The organism is Caballeronia pedi, from assembly GCF_001544915.2.
GTDB classification, from domain to species: Bacteria; Pseudomonadota; Gammaproteobacteria; order Burkholderiales; family Burkholderiaceae; genus Caballeronia; species Caballeronia pedi.
On sequence record NZ_FCOE02000005.1, the window covers coordinates 79,477 to 98,023 of the forward strand.

At 63.6% G+C, this 18,547-nt stretch carries 14 protein-coding genes; 5 read left to right on the forward strand and 9 right to left on the reverse strand.

The genetic code is table 11. From position 1 onward, the window contains the following. Positions 1-90 precede the first annotated feature (90 nt). The 5 genes from AWB80_RS09540 to AWB80_RS09560 are packed head-to-tail and all read left to right on the forward strand — an operon-like array spanning position 91 to position 8,272. Complete coding sequence (locus AWB80_RS09540; RefSeq protein ID WP_061174409.1) at positions 91-3,276, forward strand: efflux RND transporter permease subunit; 3,186 nt, start codon at positions 91-93, stop codon at positions 3,274-3,276. 21 nt (positions 3,277-3,297) lie between these two features. After that, positions 3,298-4,536 carry an efflux RND transporter periplasmic adaptor subunit gene (locus tag AWB80_RS09545; protein WP_061174410.1) on the forward strand — a complete coding sequence of 413 codons (1,239 nt, stop codon included), beginning with the start codon at positions 3,298-3,300 and terminating at the stop codon, positions 4,534-4,536. Next, complete coding sequence (locus AWB80_RS09550) at positions 4,533-6,041, forward strand: efflux transporter outer membrane subunit (RefSeq protein ID WP_244206455.1); 1,509 nt, start codon at positions 4,533-4,535, stop codon at positions 6,039-6,041. The genes AWB80_RS09545 and AWB80_RS09550 overlap by 4 nt, the downstream gene beginning before the upstream one ends. Before the next feature lie 30 nt (positions 6,042-6,071). Beyond that, on the forward strand, positions 6,072-6,785 hold the full coding sequence (locus AWB80_RS09555; RefSeq protein ID WP_061137261.1) for a heavy metal response regulator transcription factor: 714 nt from the start codon (positions 6,072-6,074) through the stop codon (positions 6,783-6,785). Next, the gene (locus AWB80_RS09560) at positions 6,782-8,272 is read left to right on the forward strand and encodes a heavy metal sensor histidine kinase (RefSeq protein ID WP_061174411.1); all 1,491 of its coding nucleotides are present in this window, start codon (positions 6,782-6,784) and stop codon (positions 8,270-8,272) included. Before AWB80_RS09555 ends, AWB80_RS09560 begins: the two co-directional genes overlap by 4 nt. A gap of 10 nt (positions 8,273-8,282) precedes the next feature. Here AWB80_RS09560 and AWB80_RS09565 read toward each other — a convergent pair whose 3' ends face one another. The 9 genes from AWB80_RS09565 to nirB form a co-directional block, all read right to left on the reverse strand. Next, entirely contained in the window at positions 8,283-8,909 is a 627-nt protein-coding gene (locus AWB80_RS09565) for a hypothetical protein (RefSeq protein ID WP_061174412.1), read from the reverse strand. Positions 8,910-9,052: 143 nt separating this feature from the next. Further along, entirely contained in the window at positions 9,053-10,021 is a 969-nt protein-coding gene (locus tag AWB80_RS09570; RefSeq protein WP_061174413.1) for a hypothetical protein, read from the reverse strand. A gap of 146 nt (positions 10,022-10,167) precedes the next feature. Continuing rightward, positions 10,168-10,515 (reverse strand): hypothetical protein, encoded by a 348-nt coding sequence (locus tag AWB80_RS09575; RefSeq protein ID WP_061174646.1) that lies wholly within the window; start codon positions 10,513-10,515, stop codon positions 10,168-10,170. Positions 10,516-10,638: 123 nt separating this feature from the next. Beyond that, positions 10,639-10,989, reverse strand: coding sequence for a hypothetical protein (locus AWB80_RS09580; RefSeq protein ID WP_061174414.1), 351 nt, complete (start codon positions 10,987-10,989; stop codon positions 10,639-10,641). Between the two features lie 175 nt (positions 10,990-11,164). Then, positions 11,165-11,326 (reverse strand): hypothetical protein, encoded by a 162-nt coding sequence (locus AWB80_RS43905; RefSeq protein ID WP_160147429.1) that lies wholly within the window; start codon positions 11,324-11,326, stop codon positions 11,165-11,167. A 294-nt stretch (positions 11,327-11,620) separates the two neighbouring features. Next, complete coding sequence (locus AWB80_RS09585) at positions 11,621-14,350, reverse strand: molybdopterin-dependent oxidoreductase (protein ID WP_425266840.1); 2,730 nt, start codon at positions 14,348-14,350, stop codon at positions 11,621-11,623. Between the two features lie 28 nt (positions 14,351-14,378). Next, on the reverse strand, positions 14,379-15,638 hold the full coding sequence (locus AWB80_RS09590) for an NAD(P)/FAD-dependent oxidoreductase (protein ID WP_061174416.1): 1,260 nt from the start codon (positions 15,636-15,638) through the stop codon (positions 14,379-14,381). Beyond that, positions 15,635-15,979, reverse strand: coding sequence for a nitrite reductase small subunit NirD (gene nirD / locus AWB80_RS09595; protein WP_061174417.1), 345 nt, complete (start codon positions 15,977-15,979; stop codon positions 15,635-15,637). Before nirD ends, AWB80_RS09590 begins: the two co-directional genes overlap by 4 nt. A gap of 16 nt (positions 15,980-15,995) precedes the next feature. Then, a complete protein-coding gene (nirB, locus tag AWB80_RS09600; protein WP_061174418.1) occupies positions 15,996-18,536 on the reverse strand; it encodes a nitrite reductase large subunit NirB in 2,541 nt (846 codons plus the stop codon). Between the last annotated feature and the right edge of the window lie 11 nt (positions 18,537-18,547).

Below are 18,547 nucleotides of genomic sequence, written 5' to 3' on the forward strand. Positions count from 1 at the left end.
CGAATTGCCCGCCTCGTTCCGTCATTGCGTCTCGCGCGCCGCACCCGCTTCTCTCGCAGCGCACTTCTCAAGCATCTTCCGAACGACTCAATGTGGATAGTCAACGTTGCGCTCAAGCGGCCTTATACGTTCATCGTGATGGCCATCATGATTCTGCTGGCGACGCCCTTCGTCCTCCTGACGACGCCAGTGGACGTGCTTCCCGAAATCGATATTCCGGTCGTCAGCATCATCTGGAATTACACCGGCCTTTCCGCTCAGGACATGGCCAATCGCATCACGTCGGTCAACGAGCGCAGCCTCACGACGACCGTGAACAACATCGCGCACATCGAGTCGCAGTCGCTGCCGGGCATCGCGATCATCAAGCTCTTCCTGCAACCGACGGCTAATATCCAGACCGCCATCGCGCAAACCGTCGCCGTCGAGCAGGCGCAGTTGAAGCAGATGCCGCCGGGCGCGACGCCGCCGCTCGTCATCAGCTATTCGGCGTCGAGCATTCCGGTGATCCAGCTCGGCCTGTCGAGCCCGAAGCAATCCGAACAGGATCTGAACGACACCGCGCTCAACTTCCTGCGTCCGCAACTCGTGACGATTCCCGGCGCGGCGGTACCCTACCCGTATGGCGGCAAGACGCGCCTCATCTCCGTCGATCTCGATACGCGCGCGCTGCTCGCCAAGGGCCTCACGCCGACCGATGTCGTGCAGGCCGTCAACGCGCAGAACCTGATCCTGCCGACCGGCACCGCGAAGATCGGCCCGAAGGAATACACGATCAACATGAACGGCTCGCCCGCGACGGTCGCGGGTCTGAACGACATCCCGGTACGCACGATCAACGGCGCGACCACTTACCTGCGCGAAGTGGCGCACGTGCGCGACGGCTTCTCGCCGCAGACCAACATCGTGCGACAGGACGGTCATCGCGGCGTGCTCATTTCCGTGCTGAAAAACGGCAACGCCTCGACGCTTTCCATCGTCAACACACTGCAGGACCTCTTGCCGCAGGCGCGCGCTTCGTTGCCGGCGGATCTGAAGATCAGCGCGCTGTTCGATCAGTCCGTGTTCGTGAAAGCCGCCGTGCAGGGCGTGGTGCGCGAAGCGCTGATTGCCGCCGCGCTCACCGCCGCGATGATCCTGCTCTTTCTCGGCAACTGGCGCAGCACCTGCATCATCGCGATATCGATTCCGCTCTCGATTCTGTCGTCATTGATCGTGCTGCATGCGCTCGGGCAGACCATCAACATCATGACGCTCGGCGGTCTCGCGCTGGCCGTCGGCATTCTCGTCGACGATGCGACGGTGACAATCGAGAACATCGAGCGTCATCTGCACATGGGCACGAATCTGCACGATGCGATTCTGGAAGGCGCGGGCGAAATCGCGGTGCCCGCGCTCGTCTCGACGCTGTGCATCTGTATCGTGTTCGTGCCGATGTTCTTTCTCACCGGCGTCGCCAAGTTCCTGTTCGTGCCGCTCGCGGAAGCCGTCGTGTTTGCGATGATCGCGTCGTACATTCTGTCGCGCACGCTCGTTCCGACGCTCGCGATGTTGTTGATGGGCCACGCGCACGCACCCAACGCGAAAACGAAGCCGAATCTTTTCATGCGGCTGCATCGCCGTTTCGATCGCGGTTTCGAGCGCATGCGCGGCGCGTATATCGTCATTCTTTCGACGCTGCTCGTGAGAAGACGTCTATTCGCGTCGCTCTTTCTCGGCTTCTGTGTGCTCTCGACCGCACTCGTGTTCGTGCTCGGCGAAGACTTCTTCCCGAGCGTCGATGCGGGCGATATCCGCATGCACATGCGTGCGCCGACCGGCACGCGCATCGAGGAAACCGCGCGCCTCGCGGATCAGGTCGAAAAGGTCGTGCGTCAGATCGTCCCGCAAGACGAACTCGCGACCATACTCGATAACCTCGGCCTTCCTTATAGCGGCATCAACCTGTCGTACAGCAACGCGGGCACCATCGGCACGCTCGACGGCGAAATACAGGTCGCGCTGAAACCCGATCACGCACCGACGCAGACCTATATCGATGAATTGCGCGCGCTGCTGCCGCACCGCTTTCCCGGCGTCGAGTTTTTCTTTCAGCCCGCGGACATCGTCACGCAGATTCTGAACTTCGGCCTGCCCGCCGCCATCGACGTGCAGATTCAAGGGCAGAACGCGCAGGCGAACTTCGAAGTCGCCAGCAAGCTGATGAAGCAGATTCGCATGATTCCCGGCAATGTCGATACGCACATCCAGCAAAAGCTCGATGAACCGGCCATCGACTTGCAGATGGACCGCACGCGCCTGCAGCAACTCAATCTTTCCGCGAGCAATGTCGCGCAGAACGTATTGGTTTCGCTATCCGGCAGCTCGCAAACCGCGCCGGGATTCTGGTTCAATCCGCGTAATGGCGTCGAATACAACCTCGCGGTGCAGACGCCGCAATACCAGGTCTCGTCGATCGACGAACTGCTGCGCACGCCAGTGTCCGCATCGCTCAACGGCCCCACGCAACTGCTCGGCAATCTCGTGCGCATCTCGCCGCAGACGCAGTTCGCGGTCGTCACGCACTACAACATCCGGCCGGTGATCGATCTCTTCGTGAGCGTCGAAGGACGCGATCTCGGCGGCGTCGCGCGGCAGGTGAATCATCTCGTCGATGACGCGCGCCGCGCGCTTCCGCGCGGCAGCCAGATCATCGTGCGCGGCCAGGTCGAAACGATGCGCACGTCGTTCGTCGGACTCGGCTTAGGCGTCGCGATGGCCATCGTGCTCGTGTATCTGCTGATCGTCGTGAACTTTCAGTCGTGGATCGATCCGCTCATCATCGTGAGCGCATTGCCCGCCGCGCTCGCGGGCATCGTCTGGATGCTCTTTCTCACCGGCACGCACCTGAGCGTGCCCGCGCTCACCGGCGCGATCATGACGATGGGCGTCGCGACCGCGAACAGCATCCTGATGGTCTCGTTCGCGCGGCAGCGCCTGAATGCCGGCATGCCGCCGCTCACCGCCGCGCTCGAAGCGGGCGCGAGCCGCATCAGGCCCGTGCTGATGACCGCGTTCGCGATGATCATCGGCATGATTCCGATGGCGCTCGGTCTCGGCGAAGGCGCGGAGCAGAACGCGCCGCTCGGCCGCGCGGTCATCGGCGGGTTGTTATTCGCCACGGTCTCCACGCTCTTTTTCGTGCCGCTCGTCTTTGCGGGCATTCATGCGCGTCTCGCGCGCCGCGCTGCCCACAAGGGTCGGGCGCAGCATGAAGACACCAGCGGCCAACACTGACATCACAGCACGTCCACGAACATGACCGAAAAGAACCACGCATCGCTTGCGATTCCCGCTCGCGACCCGAACGAAGGGCCCGCGCTGCCGCCGCGCAACGTCGAATGGAAGCGCGCGAAGATCGCGCTCGTCATCGTGCTCGCGCTGCTCGCGATCGGCGCGGCGCGCACTGTCGTCACCGACATGCTGCATAGCCGCTCGATTGCAACCCGCACGCAGCAGAACGCGCAGCAATACGTGAATGTCGTCACGCCGACGCACACCGACGGCGGCGGCGAAACGACCTTGCCGGGCACACTGCGCGGCTTCGTCGAATCGCCGATCTATGCGCGCGCGACGGGCTATCTGCTGCACTGGTATGTGGATATCGGCACGCGCGTGAAGCAGGGCCAGTTGCTCGCCGATCTCGACACGCCCGAGATCGATCAGGAACTCGCGCAAGCCGTCGCGCAGCGCGATCAGACCGCATCGAGTCTCGGTCTCGCGAAGAGTTCGCTCGAACGCTGGCAGCAATTGCGTCAACGCGATGCCGTGTCGCAACAGGAACTCGACGAACGTCAGAGCACCTTCAATCAGGATGTCGCGAATCTCGCCGCCGCCGATGCCAACGTGAAACGCCTGCGTCAACTCGAATCGTTCAAGCGCATCGTCGCGCCGTTCGCGGGCGTCGTCACGCAGCGCAATGTCGATGTCGGCGATCTCATCGATGCGGGCAGCGGCACGAGCCGCGCGCTGTTCGCGCTCGCGCAGTCCGATCCGTTGCGCGTGTTCGTGCAGCTGCCGCAGGCGTATGCGCAAAACGTGACGGTCGGACAGGATGTGACCGTCACGCAAGCGGAACTGCCGGGCCAGCAATTTCACGGCAAGATCACGCATGTCTCCGGCGCCATCGACGTGCCCACGCGCTCGCTGCAGGTCGAAGTGACGTTGCCGAATCCCGATGGACGTCTGCGTCCCGGCGCGTACGTGCAGGTCGCGCTGCCCGCGAACGCGCATGCGCGCATGCTGGTGCCCGGCAATACGCTGCTGTTTCGCGCCGAAGGCCCGCGTGTGGCTGTGGTCGATGCAAACGGCCACGTGCATCTGAACAAGATCGTGATCGCGCAGGATCTCGGGCAATCGCTCGAAATCGAGAGCGGCATCGAACCGAACGACAGGATCATCATCAACCCGAGCGATTCGGTCGCGGACGGCGATCATGTCGTGATCGCGCCGCAAGGGCCGCAACAGCCCGCGTCGGGCAGCCAGGCCGCATCATGAAAGCCGCGCTTTGCATCACGCTCGTGTCGATGCTCGCGGCATGCACCGTCGGGCCGGACTATCGACGGCCCGTCGCCGAAACGCCGCCGACATGGAAGACGGATTCGTACTGGCGCGTCGGCGAGCCGTCGCATGCGCCGCTCGCGCTCGACTGGTGGCAAGGCTTCGGCGACACAACGCTGAACGGCCTCGAAACCCAGGCGCTCGCGCAGAACCAGACGCTTGCCGCCGCGAGCGCGCATTACGCGCAGGCCCGCGCGACACTCGCGCAAACGTCCTCGCTCGCGCTGCCCGAAGTCGATCTCGGCGCGAATGCGTCACGCTCGCGCATCTCGCGCAATCGCCCCGTCACCAACTACGCGACGCCGAACAGCGCGACGGTGCAGAACGATCTGAAGCTCGCGCCGACCGTCAATTACGACGTCGATCTGTTCGGCCGCATTCGACGCGAAGTGGAAGGCGCGCGCGCATCAGCCGACGAATCGCGCGACGATCTCGCCAATGCGCGGCTCGTGCTCACGACTGATCTCGCGAGCGACTACTTCTCGATGCGCGAACTCGATGCGGAAATCGACGTGCTGAACCGCTCCGTCGTTCTGCAGAACAAAGCGCTCGATTACGTGAAAGCGCAACACGATCTGGGCGCGGTCTCCGGCCTCGACGTATTGCAGCAACAGGCGCTGCTCGATCAGACGCGCGTGCAGGCGCAGTTGCTGTTGAATCAGCGCGCGCAATTCGAACACGCGATCGCCGCGCTCGTCGGCACGCCTGCGCCGCAGTTCGCCATCGCGCCGGCGCTCGACGATCGCCCGCTGCCGCCGATCCCGCTCGGCATTCCGAGCGACGTGCTCCAGCGCAGGCCCGATGTTTCATCCGCCGAGCGCGCGATGGCCGCGGCCAATGCACAGATCGGCGTCGCGAAGGCGGCGTTCTTCCCGAGCCTCACGTTGAATGGCACTATCGGCTGGGAGAGCACGGCGCTCTCCAGCCTGATTTCCGCGCCGAGTCTGTTGTGGACCATCGGCACGATGGCGAGCCAGGTCGTGTTCGATGGAGGACGGCGCTCGGCCGCTGTCGATTTCGCGAACGAAGGTTATACCGCGGCCGTCGCGAACTATCGGCAGACGGTGCTCGGTGCGTTTCAGCAGGTTCAGGACGGCATCGTCGGATTGTCGGTGCTCGATGGCGCGGCGAAACAGTCGCACGCCGCCGTCGACGATGCGCAACGCCTGCTGTCGCTCGCGAACGATCGCTATTCGGGCGGCCTCGTCGCGTATCTGGACGTGATCACGGCGCAGCAGCAATTGCTGACGAGCCAACGTCAGGATGTACAGATTCGCGGCCAGCAGCGCAGCGTGTCGGTCGCGCTCGTGAAAGCATTGGGCGGCGGCTGGGATGCGAATGACGCGGCGCACGATGACGAAGCAGTTGCGAATGCAGCGCAGACAAAACATGAGCAGGATCACCGCGAGACTCGTATAGTGAGCGGTGAGACAATGCGTTAAACACACACTGAACGCGCACAGGTGCCAGGCATGAAAGTCCTGATAGTCGAAGACGAACACAAGGTGGTGGATTACCTGCGCTCGGGGTTGACCGAGCAAGGCTGGGTCGTCGATGTCGCGATGGACGGCGAGGAAGGCACGCATCTCGCCATCGAATACGACTACGATGTAATCGTGCTCGACGTGATGCTGCCGCGACGCGACGGCTTCGCCGTATTGAAGGCGCTGCGCATGCAGAAATCGACGCCCGTCATCATGCTCACCGCGCGCGATCACATCAACGATCGCGTGCGCGGTCTGCGCGAAGGCGCGGACGACTACCTGACGAAGCCTTTCTCCTTCCTCGAACTCGTCGAGCGTCTGCATGCGCTCGCGCGCCGCACGCGCGCGCAGGAATCGACGCTCATTTCCGTCGGCGATCTGTATGTCGATCTGATCGGCCGCCGCGCCACGCGCGACGGCGTGCGGCTCGACCTCACCGCGAAGGAGTTCCAGTTGCTCTCCGTGCTCGCGCGGCGTCACGGCGACATACTGTCGAAGACCGCGATCACCGAACTCGTCTGGGAAGTCGATTTCGAAAGTCACACGAATGTCGTCGAAACGGCCATCAAGCGCCTGCGCGCGAAACTCGACGGACCGTTCCGCACGAAACTGCTGCATACCGTGCGCGGCATGGGCTATGTGCTCGAGGTGCGCGAAGCCCGCGACATGCGCGAAACCAGGGAAGACGCGAGACCATCATGAACACGCCGTGGGCTGCATCGGCGCCGCACGAGTCATCCGAACCGCGCACGCAGCGCTCCATCTCGCGGCGTCTCGCCGTGATGTTCGCGCTCGTTGCGCTGTTCGTGTTTTCGCTCGTCGGCTCGGGACTGTTTCTCGTGTTGCGCGTGCAACTGGAGCAGCACTTGCGCGATTCGCTCGACAATCGCGCGGAGGTGGCGCGCCTCATCGTCACGCACGCGTCGAATCCGGACAAATGGAAGATCGCGAAAGAGAAGCTCGCGGATATCACGCCGCGCGACGGCTCCACGCGCTTCGCCGTATCCAGCAACGATCCGCGCTTCGAATACGGCTCGCCACCCCTGGGTAGCGTCACCAAGCGCCTGACGGGCGGTTACGCGCAGGTCCGCCCCGACGACCGCGCCTACGACATGCTGATGACCACGCTGACGATTCCGCCTAATGCGGACCGTCCGCCCTTGCAACTGTTCGTCGCGATCGACTGCTCGCCGAACGTCCACACGATGCGCGCGTTCGGTCTCGCGCTCGCGGCCTTCATGGCGCTCTCGACCATCGCGGTGCTGGTGCTGAGTTACTCGGTCGCGCGCCTCGGGCTCGCGCCGCTTGCGCGTCTCACGCGCGATGCATCGAAACTGAGTCCGACCAATCGCTCGCAACGCCTGAACACCCGCGCCTTGCCGATGGAACTCGACGAACTGGCGAAGTCCTTCAACGGCGCGCTCGAACGGCTCGATCACGCATACGGACGGCTCGAATCCTTCAACGCCGATGTCGCGCACGAATTGCGCACGCCGGTCACGATACTCATCGGTCAGACGGAAGTAGCCTTGACGCGCGATCGCTCGATCGACGAATTGCGTCACACACTGCAATCGAATCTCGAAGAGTTCGAGCGCGTGCGCGCGATCATCAACGACATGCTGTTTCTCGCGCGTGCGGATCAGGGCGAACGCGCGACGGGCCTCGTCGAAGTATCGCTCGCGGCCGAAGTCAATCGCACGCTCGAGTTTCTGGAGATTCCGCTGGAAGAAGCGCACGTCAGCGCAATGGCGAGCGGCGATGCGCGTGCTTACGTCAACACGTCGCTGTTCGGGCGCGCGATCTCCAATCTCGTGATGAACGCGATCCAGCACTGCACGCCCGGCGCGAAGATATCCGTGTCGATCACGCGCGAGCATGGGCGCGTGCGCATCGCGGTGGCGAACCCGGGCGAGCCGATACAGCCGCACGTGATGCAGCATCTGTTCGATCGCTTCTATCGCGCCGAAAGCTCACGCACCAATAGCCGCGAGAATCACGGCCTCGGGCTTGCCATCGTCAAGGCGGTGGCGGAGATGCATCGCGGCACGGTTTCCGCGACGAGTCACAACGGCATCAATACGTTCTCGTTCTCGGTCGCGCGTTTTGGCAGCGAGGGCCGGCCAGTCGAGGACGTCGCCTTGACCGTGCCGCCGGTCATCGAAAAAACCAGGTCTGCTGCGACCTGAAACACGCGCGTCACTGACAGAAGTATTCGTCCGATGCCGCCATCGGCGCGTCCGCCGTCGCCGGCTTGAAATGACTGTACTTGCGATACGTCTTGCCGTTCACCGTCACGGCCTCGGCGGCTTCGGTCTCGCCCGAACCCGATGCGATCGCGCTGCTGTGCGCTTCGACGCTGCCGTTGCTCCAGCTGCTCGCGCGCGCAAAGGTTCCACCCTTCGACGTGTCCGTCTTGCTTTGCTCCGAGATCGCGTTCGTCACGGGATTGCCGAAACCCTTCGTATCGATCGACGATTTCGGCGGCTCGTAGCCCCACTTCGACGTGAGCGTGCTCGCGTCGATTTCCTGTGGCTTCCAGCCGATGATCTTCGCGCCGATCGCAAGCGGCGTCAGTTCCACCGCGACGATCTGCGTGCCGCGCCGCGCCACGAGCAGACACTTGCCGCCCGAGCCTTGCAACGGTACATAGCCGCTCGAAGGCAACAGGGCGAGCGCTTGCGCATTGGGCATCGCCTGCACGCCGACCGGGTTCGCGGCCCAGATCACGCCGGCGCTCGCATCGGCCTGCGCACTCAGCGGCATCATCGCAACCATTGCACTCGCCGCGAGCGCGATGGCCGCCGTTTTCATCTGACTCTTCATCGCATGCCTCAGCGGGAAAACGAGGGTTGACTCTCCGGGACCAGTCTTTCCGAGCCAACCCTTGAAAGGGAGAGACGGCCCGATCGCTCAGGCGCGTCTCTGCTGCTCCATGGCGATACGCTGCCGCTGGATCTGCTGCCTCCTCACTTCACCAGCGAGACTTCGATCTTTTCGCCGATGGGCGTGCTCGCCACCTCGACGCCATGCGTGCTTTCGCTCTGATCGTACACGCGGGACGCGACCGGCGTCGGCTGCGCGACCTGCTTCGCGGGCGCCGGTTTCGCCTGTGCGGGCTCCGCGGCCTTCAGATTGACTTCCGGGTTGTTCGCCGCCGTCACCGGCAGGCCGAGACGCGCGCGCACCAGCGGATCGCGATACTTCTCGTCATCCGACAGCACCGCGTCCGCACCCGACTTCGCGAGCGGCGTGGTCGTGCCCGGGCACAGATGGCCCGTCGCTTCGACCGCGCGGCGATTCGCATCGCTCTGGCAGAGCAGCGCGAGCGCGACATCGGTCAGGCCCATTGCGCGGAATTCGCGTGCATCGAGACGGCGCACGCAAGCCTGGTCGACGAGCGTCGTGCCGCCGGTCGCGCCAAAGCCCGTGATCGACAGGCCGAAGCTCGCCGAGCCCATGCAGGTGTCGGAGAGCGTCGTCGTCAGCGCGGGCGCTGCGATCGACGGCGTCGTGCGCACCGAGTACGAGCTCTGGTTGTAGTCGACCGTCGTGCGCGTGTCGAAGGCGCTCGTGCCCGGGCCCGTCGATGCCTTGCCGGTTGCGTCGGTGCCGCTTGCGTCGTTGCCCGAGTTGGTGAGCGACGGCATCGACAGCGAGATGTTGACGTTCGACGAGCCGCCCTGCGCCGTCGACCGGCCGCCGCTGGCCGTCGCGACGCCGAGACCGCCCACCGACGAGGAATTGGAACTGGTGTTGGCCGTCGAGTTAGCCGACGTGCCGATGTTGTTCAGGCTCGAACCGCCGCCCTGACCGATGCCCGTGGACGTCGAACCCGAAACCGAGCCCGACGAGGAATTGGCGGTGGTGTCAGCATGGGCAAGTTGCGCGGCGCAAAACAGCACGGCGCATGCCAATTGCAAAGTGGTCTTGTTCATTATGGTTCTCCGGAATTAAAGGGGAACGCCACAGCGCATGACGGTCCCGGACGACCTGGATTCTTTTTATTTGGTTCGGCAAAGGCGGTGTCCCGCAAGCATACGGCTCGTCATGACGCCGCCTCTGCCTTGACTGACAGACTGGCTTAGCGCCAGCCGCCGCCCAGCTTGCTCCATGCGTTGGCCGCTGCGTCCGCGCCCGAGGTGCCGCCCGCTTGCGCGTTGCCGTGGCCGAAGCCGTTCACGTTCGACGTGTTGGTGTGGCTCGTCGTCGCGTTGGTGGCGTTGCCCGTCACGCCGAACAGGTTGCCCGCGACCGATTGCGCGTTGCCGTTCGCCGTGCCGTAGTTGGTGGCGCTGAAGTGGCCGAAGCCCGAGACGGAAGCCGACGTCGTGCCGCCCGAGGTCGAGGACGAGCTGGAGTTCGTGGTCGTGGCCATCGCGGCGACGGAGACGAACGAGAGCAGTGCGGCAGCGATCAGAGTGCGTTTCATGATTTGCATTCCTTATCGAAAAGGTAAGATTGGATTTCGTTTTTTGTTCTTCGAACTGCGGTCACATCGGTTGCGGGAAAGCGAACCCCGTTGCGGCGAAGTCCGCCGTCCGTCGCCGTGTGCTTAGCGCCAGCCGCCGCCGAGCTTGCTCCAGGCATTCGCGGCAGCGTCGGCGCCCGACACGCCCGTGGCCGTCGAACCGCCGAAGCCCTTGCCGCCGACCGACGACGTGTTGATGTGGCCGGTCGTCGCGTTGGTCGTGTTGCCCGTCGAACCGAAACCCTGACCTGCCGTCGACGAAGCGTGGCCATTGGAGATGCCGGCGTTGGTCGCCGTGAACGAGCCGAAGCCGTGCACGGCTGCAGCGGTGGTGCCGCCCGACGTCGAGCTCGAGCTGGAGTTCGTGCCCGTTGCAAAAGCAGCGGCGGAAACGAGCGAGAGAGCGGCGGCAGCTGCGATCAGTTTGCGTTGCATGGTGAAGTCTCCGAGAGTTGGCGCACATAAATTTCCAGCTACATCGACGCCGGTATGTAGCGTGGTACAACAGTTGATTCGTTAGTATTCCTGTTTTAAAGGCTTGCCCGAATTTTGTTTCGATGAACCGGCGAGCGTTTGAAACAGGAAGCGCGTGAGGCGCGGGTCTGTCAGATCAGCAAACGTGCGAGGCGCGAGCGTCGCGCACGTCGATCGGGCGAAGCCGTCGTTCGTGCATTGGTTCGATGCTGTCTTGTGACGGGTCAGAGGTTCCCGTCGAGCGGATCATGGCGCGCTGGCCCTCCACTCTGTCGATTTGTTTTATGTTCTTCTTCATCGCAATCCCCGTATGGCTTCTTGCTTTTTGCTTTCAGGCTGATTACTGCTTGCCTTGTTTTGATGTGACTTTACGGAAGAAGGATCGCGTCATTCGTGGGAGACCGAACACTACATTTCACGTGGTAATAATTCGTGAGAAAGTTTGGTTGGGAAGCGCTCATATGGTCGGGCAATAGACCGGAAACGCCCTGTTCATGCGGGTTTGCGGGGAATCGTGCTGGCGTCCCGGCGCGTCCGAAATGAAAAAAGCGGGCGACAAGCGCCCGCTTTCGTGCGTCAGACCACGCAGCGGTCAGACCGTGCTCAACCGCACCATTTCCGTCTCGACGATGAGCTTCTTCAACTCCGGCACACACGATCCGCAGTTGCCGCCCGCCTTCAGGCACGACGTGATTTCCGCCGCCGTTTTCAGCCCCTTGTCGCGGATCGCATCGCAGATCGTATTGCGTCCGACGCCGAAGCACGAGCACACGGTCGGCCCAGTGTCCTCGCCTTTGCCCATCGGCTGACCGAGCAGCAGACTCGCGCGGTCCTCGTCGTCGAGCCGGTCCTTTTCGAAGAGCGTCGCTAGCCACGCCCGCGCCGGCAGGTCGGGACGCTCGGAGATGAACACGCAACTCTCGATGCGATCGTCGACCACATGCGCCGCGCGATACACGCCCGCGCTCTTGTCCTCGTATTCGATCCAGTCCGCATGATGATCGTCGATGTGAAAGAGCGCGCGCGCCCAGTCGTGATGATCGCCATGCGCCGCATCGAAACGATTGCGGCCCGCCATCTCGTAGCGCACGAAACGCGCGCCATGCACGCGCGTCCAGTGCGTCACGCGCTCCAGATCGGGCACGCTGCGCGAGAGCGAAAAGCCATGCCACGTCACATGAAATTTCTCGATCGAAACGGGCGTGTGCTTGAATTCCGGCTCGCCCGACACCGGATCGACGACGGGATTCACCACCGCGCCCACGCGCGCATCGGAGGCCACCTGATCGTTCCAGTGAATCGGCACGAACACGCTGCCGCGCGGCATGCCCCCGCCGTGTTGCACGCGCGCGATCATCGAGCCCCAGCGGCTCGACACGCGCGCGAGCTCCCCTTCACGCACGCCGCATGCGAGCGCGTCCTGCGGATGCATGTCGATGAACGATTCGCTGATATGCCCCGCGAGTTTCGCCGAGCGGCCCGTGCGCGTCATCGTGTGCCATTGATCGCGTACGCGTCCCGTGTTGAGCACGAGCGGAAAGTCCTCGTCGGTTGCGTTGACCGGCGCGCGCGAGGCCGTCGCGACAAAGCGCGCGCGGCCATCCGCATGACTGAAGCGGCGCGCTTCGAACAGCCTCGCGACGCCGGTTTGCGCCGCCGCAGGCAAAGGCCATTGCACCGGTTTCAGCGCATCGTATTGCGCGCGGCTCATGCCGGACAGGCCGCCGATATCGAACGCGCGATACACGCCCGCCGATGCGTCGTTGCGATACGCAGAGAGTCGCGCGTGTTCGTCGAAGATCGCGTGCGGCCCCGCGAAATCGAAGCCATCGAAACCCATCCAGCGCGCGACATCGCAGATGATGCGCCAGTCCGCGCGCGCTTTGCCCGGCGCAGGAATGAACGCGCGCTGGCGCGAGATGCGCCGCTCCGAGTTCGTCACCGTGCCATCCTTCTCGCCCCAGCCGAGCGCGGGCAGCAGCACATCGGCGAAAGCGTTGGTATCGGTGCGCTCGATGATGTCGGAACTCACCACGAGTTCGCACTTGCCGAGCGCACGCTTCACGCGATCGCCATCGGGCATGCTCACGACCGGATTCGTGCCCATGATCCAGACGGCCTTCACGCGGCCGGCTTCGATCGCATCGAAGAGTTCGACGGCCTTCAGTCCGGCGCGTTCGGCGATCGCGGGCGAACGCCAGAACGTCTGCACGATCTCGCCATGCAACGGATCGCCGAACTCGAGATGCGCGGCCAGCGTATTCGCGAGACCGCCGACTTCGCGGCCGCCCATCGCGTTCGGCTGACCGGTGAACGAGAACGGCCCCATGCCCGGCTTGCCGATGCGCCCCGTCAGCAGATGGCAGTTGATGATGCTGTTGACCTTGTCCGTGCCCGCGCTCGACTGATTCACGCCTTGCGAATACACCGTCACCACGCGTTCGGTGCGCGCGAACAGGCGATAGAACGTCATCAGATCGTGCTGATCGAGCTTGCAGTCCTTCGCCGTCTGCGCGAGATCGGCGGGCCCCGCAGCGGCGAGCGCGGCATCGAAGCCGTTGGTGTGCGCATCGACGAACGGCGCGTCCGTTGCGCCGTGTTCGGCGAGAAACGCGAGCAGGCCGTTGAAGAGGCGCACGTCGCTGCCGGGCTTGAGCGGCAGATGCAGGTCCGCCATTTCGCACGTCGCGGTATGACGCGGATCGATCACGACGATCTTCGCCTCCGGCCGTGCCTCCTTCATCTTCACGATGCGCTGAAAGAGAATCGGATGACACCATGCCGTGTTCGAACCGACCAGCACGATGAGGTCTGCGAGTTCGAGGTCTTCGTAGTTCATCGGCACGAGATCTTCGCCGAATGCACGCTTGTGCCCCGCCACCGACGACGACATGCAAAGGCGCGAGTTCGTATCGATGTTCGCGCTGCCGATATAGCCCTTCATCAGCTTGTTCGCGACGTAGTAGTCCTCGGTGAGCAATTGGCCCGATACATAGAACGCGACCGCATCCGCTCCGTGCTGCGCGATGATGCGCGAGAAGCCGGTCGCGACCGTGCCGAGCGCGTCGTTCCATGACACGTCGGTCAGCGAGTTCGTCTGTCTGTCGCGCAGTTTCGGATTGAGCAGGCGGCCTTCGAGTCCCACCGTATCGCCGAGCGCCGAGCCTTTCACGCACAGTCGACCGAAGTTCGATGGATGCGCTTCATCGCCAGCGATCGTCACTTCGGTCGCGCTCTTCGGGCTCGCTTGCACCCCGCAGCCGACGCCGCAATACGGGCACGTCGTTTTGACGGAAGCGGTTTGAATCGGGATGATGGGCATGCTCACGTTCGGTTTCCTCGGCCTTGTCTCAGGCTTCACACAGCGTCTTGCCAAAAAGAAGCTTGCCGCGCAGATGCGCTACATCCGTGCGGCTCTGAATCAGATCGAAATACCAGCCGCCGTCTTTTACATCGCCATACAGCACCGCGCCGATCAGACGTCCCGCCTGCAACACGAGCCGCTTGTAGACACCCCGACGCGGATCGCGCAGCACGAGATCCTCGCTATCGCCACCGCCGATGAAATCACCCGCCGAATACAAATCGACGCCGGTCACCTTCAGCTTGGTCGCAGTCGCGCGCTGCACGTACCGCCGATGTCCCGCGCCCGCGAGATGCGCGCCCGCCACGCGCGCCTGATCCCAGATGGGCGCGACGAGGCCGAACGTCGCCGAGCGATGCTGCACGCATTCGCCGACCGCATAGACGCGGGGATCGAAGGTCTGCAGCGTGTCGTCCACCACGATGGCGCGCTCGCAATGCAGACCCGAACCCTGCGCCAGCGCGATGTTCGGCCGCACGCCAGCCGTCATCACGACGAGGTCCGCGTCGATCTGCGTGCCGTCCGCGAAACGCACGGCGCGCACGCGGTTCTCGCCGATGATCTCGGTAGTCTTCGCGGCCATCGCAAAACGCAGGCCCTTCGCTTCGAGTGAACGCTTGAGCAACGTCGATGCGCTTGCATCGAGCTGACGATCCATCAGGCTGTCGGTGGCATGCACGACCGTCACCGACATGCCTTGCCGCTGCAAGCCATTGGCCGCTTCGAGTCCGAGCAGGCCGCCGCCGATGATCACCGCATGGCGATGATCGCGCGACGCCTCCAGCATCGTTTCGACATCCTGAATGTCACGAAATGCGATCACGCCGGGCAGATCACAGCCGGGCACGGGAATGATGAAAGGCTTCGAGCCCGTCGCGATCAACAGGCGGTCGTAACGTGCTTCGACGCCCTTCTCCGAGCGCACGACGCGCCGCACGCGATCGATTTCGACGACCGCATCGCCCGCGTGCAGCGTGATGCCGTTCGCGTCATACCACTCGCGCGTATTGAGAATGATGTCATCGACGCTCTTCTCTCCCGCCAGCACCGGCGACAGCAGAATGCGGTTGTAGTTGCCGTAGGGTTCCGCGCCGAACACCGTGATGTCGTACAGTTCGGGCGCGATCTTCAGCAACTCCTCCACCGTGCGCATGCCCGCCATGCCGTTGCCGATCACGACGAGCCGCTGGCGCGGCGCGGCTGCCCTCAGCGATGCGATGCCCGCAACCGCATATTCGGTCTTCATGCAGCAACCCACACCTTGCCGCCCGCGACCTTCACGCGATACGCGCTCACCGAAAGCTCCGGCGTTTCGAGGCATTCGCCGGTGCGCAGATCGAAGTGCTGTTTATAGATCGGCGATGCGACGACAACGCGCTCTCCGAGACTCCCGACGATTCCGCGCGACAGCACCGCCGCCTGCGAATGCGGGTCGTAGTTGTCGATCGCATACACGGTCTCGTCTTCGCCCGCGAGATGAAACACCGCGACTTGCGTGCCCTTCACGAGCGCGCAGACGCCCGTATCCGGCACGATATCGTCGAGTTCACACACGGCGGTCCAGTCCTGTTCGATACGGTCGTTCATGATCTTTTCTCCAGGTTCAGACGGTTTCGACTACCACGGGAATGTCAGCGAGCTTCGACTTGCGTTCTTCGACCGTCGCGGGACGGATCTGGCCGCGCTCCTCGACGAAGGTCACGTTCGCATCGCCCACATCGCTGTTGACGAAGTGACGGAAGCGCTTGCGCGTGTGCGGATCGGTGACGGCCTTCTTCCATTCGTCTTCGTAGGTATCGACGACGAGTTGCATTTCCGCTTCGAGTTCGACGGCGATATCGAGCTTGTCGTTGATGACCACGTCGATCAGATAATCGAGGCCGCCTTCGAGGTTGTCGCGCCACACGCTCGTGCGTTGCAGGCGATCGGCCGTGCGCACGTAGAACATCAGAAAGCGGTCGATATAGCGCACCAGCGTGTCGTGATCGAGATCGGATGCGATCAGTTCGGCGTGGCGCGGCTTCATGCCGCCGTTGCCGCACACGTAGAGGTTCCAGCCCTTTTCCGTCGCGATCACGCCGACGTCCTTGCCTTGCGCTTCGGCGCATTCGCGCGTGCAGCCCGATACACCGAACTTGATCTTGTGCGGCGTGCGCAGGCCCTTGTAGCGGCTTTCCAGTTCGATCGCGAGACCGACCGAGTCGCCTACGCCATAGCGGCACCAAGTCGAGCCGACGCACGATTTGACCGTGCGGAGCGCCTTGCCATACGCATGACCCGATTCGAAGCCCGCCGCGATGAGCTCTTCCCAGATGAACGGCAATTGCTCGACGCGCGCGCCGAACATGTCGACACGCTGGCCGCCGGTGATCTTCGTATAGAGGCCGTACTTCTTCGCGACCTGGCCGACCGCGATCAGGCCATCGGGCGTGACTTCGCCGCCCGGCATGCGCGGCACGACGCTATACGTGCCGTCGCGCTGAATGTTCGCGAGGTAGTAATCGTTCGAGTCCTGCAGGCTCGCGTGCTCCTTTTTCAGCACGAACTCGTTCCAGCACGAAGCGAGAATGCTCGCGACCGCGGGCTTGCAGATATCGCAGCCGCGTCCCTTGCCGTGCTTCGCGAGCAGCGTGCCGAACGTGCGATGCCCTTCCACGCGCGCGATGTGATACAGCTCCTGACGCGAATACGGGAAGTGCTCGCACAGATGATTGTTCACCGCGAGACCTTGCCGCTTCATCTCCGACTTCATCACCTGCGTGACGAGCGGCACGCAGCCGCCGCACGACGCGCCCGCCTTGCACGACGACTTGATCGCGCCGATGCTCGTCGCGCCCGCGCACACGGCCGCGCAGATTTCCGCCTTGCTCACGTTGTTGCATGAGCAGATCTGCGCGCCATCGGGCAATGCCTCGACGCCGAGCGCGGGTTTGGCCTTGCCATCGCTCGAAGGCAGGATCAGAAACTCGGGCGCTTCCGGCAACTCGATCCTGTTGAGCATCATCTGCAGGAGCGTGCCGTATTCGGTCGCATCGCCGACCATCACGCTGCCCAGCAGAAACTTGCCGCAGTCGGACACGACGATCTTCTTGTAGACCTGCTTGCGCTCGTCGCTGTACTGATACGTGCGGCTGCCCGGCGTCTTGCCGTGCGCATCGCCGATACTCGCGACATCGACGCCCATCAGCTTGAGCTTCGTGCTCATGTCGGCGCCCGCGAAGGCGGCTTCCTCGCCGATGATCTGCTTCGCGACGATGCGCGCCATGTCGTAACCCGGCGCGACCAGACCGAACAACTGGCCCTTCCACAGCGCGCATTCGCCGATCGCGAAGATATCGGCATCGCTCGTGCGGCAGGTGTCGTCGATCACGATGCCGCCGCGCGCGCCGATCTCGAGTCCCGCGGCACGCGCGATGTCGTCGCGCGGACGGATGCCCGCGGAGAACACGATCATGTCGGTGTCGAGATGCGTGTCGTCGGCGAAATTCATGCGGTTGACCGCGCCTTCGCCGTCGACGATCGCAAGCGTGTTCTTGCCCGTATGCACCGTGACGCCGAGTTCCTCGATCTTGCCGCGCAGCACGCGCCCGCCGCCGTCATCGACCTGCACGGCCATCAGGCGCGGCGCGAACTCCACCACATGCGTTTCGAGGCCGAGATCGCGCAGCGCCTTCGCCGCTTCGAGACCGAGCAGACCGCCGCCGACCACCGTGCCCGTCTTCGCACGCGCACCGAACGACTGCATCGCTTCGAGGTCTTCGATCGTGCGATACACGAAGCAGCCGTCGCGATCCCGGCCCTCGACCGGCGGCACGAACGGATACGAACCTGTCGCGAGCACGAGCTTGTCGTACGCGAGCACATCGCCGTTCGATGCGCTCACCGTGCGCGCCGCGCGATCGATCGCCACCGCCCGCGCGTTCAGCTTCAGTGCATAGCCCGAACGTTCGAAAAAGCCCGTTTCGACGAGCGAAAGATCATCCGCGCTCTTGCCCGAGAAGAATTCGGTCAGATGCACGCGGTCGTATGCGGCGCGCGGTTCTTCGCACAGCACCGTCACTTCGAGCGTTGAATGGCCACGCTCGGCGAGACATTCGAGGAACTTGTGGCCGACCATGCCGTGGCCGATGACGACGATTTTCATGTCGGGGACCT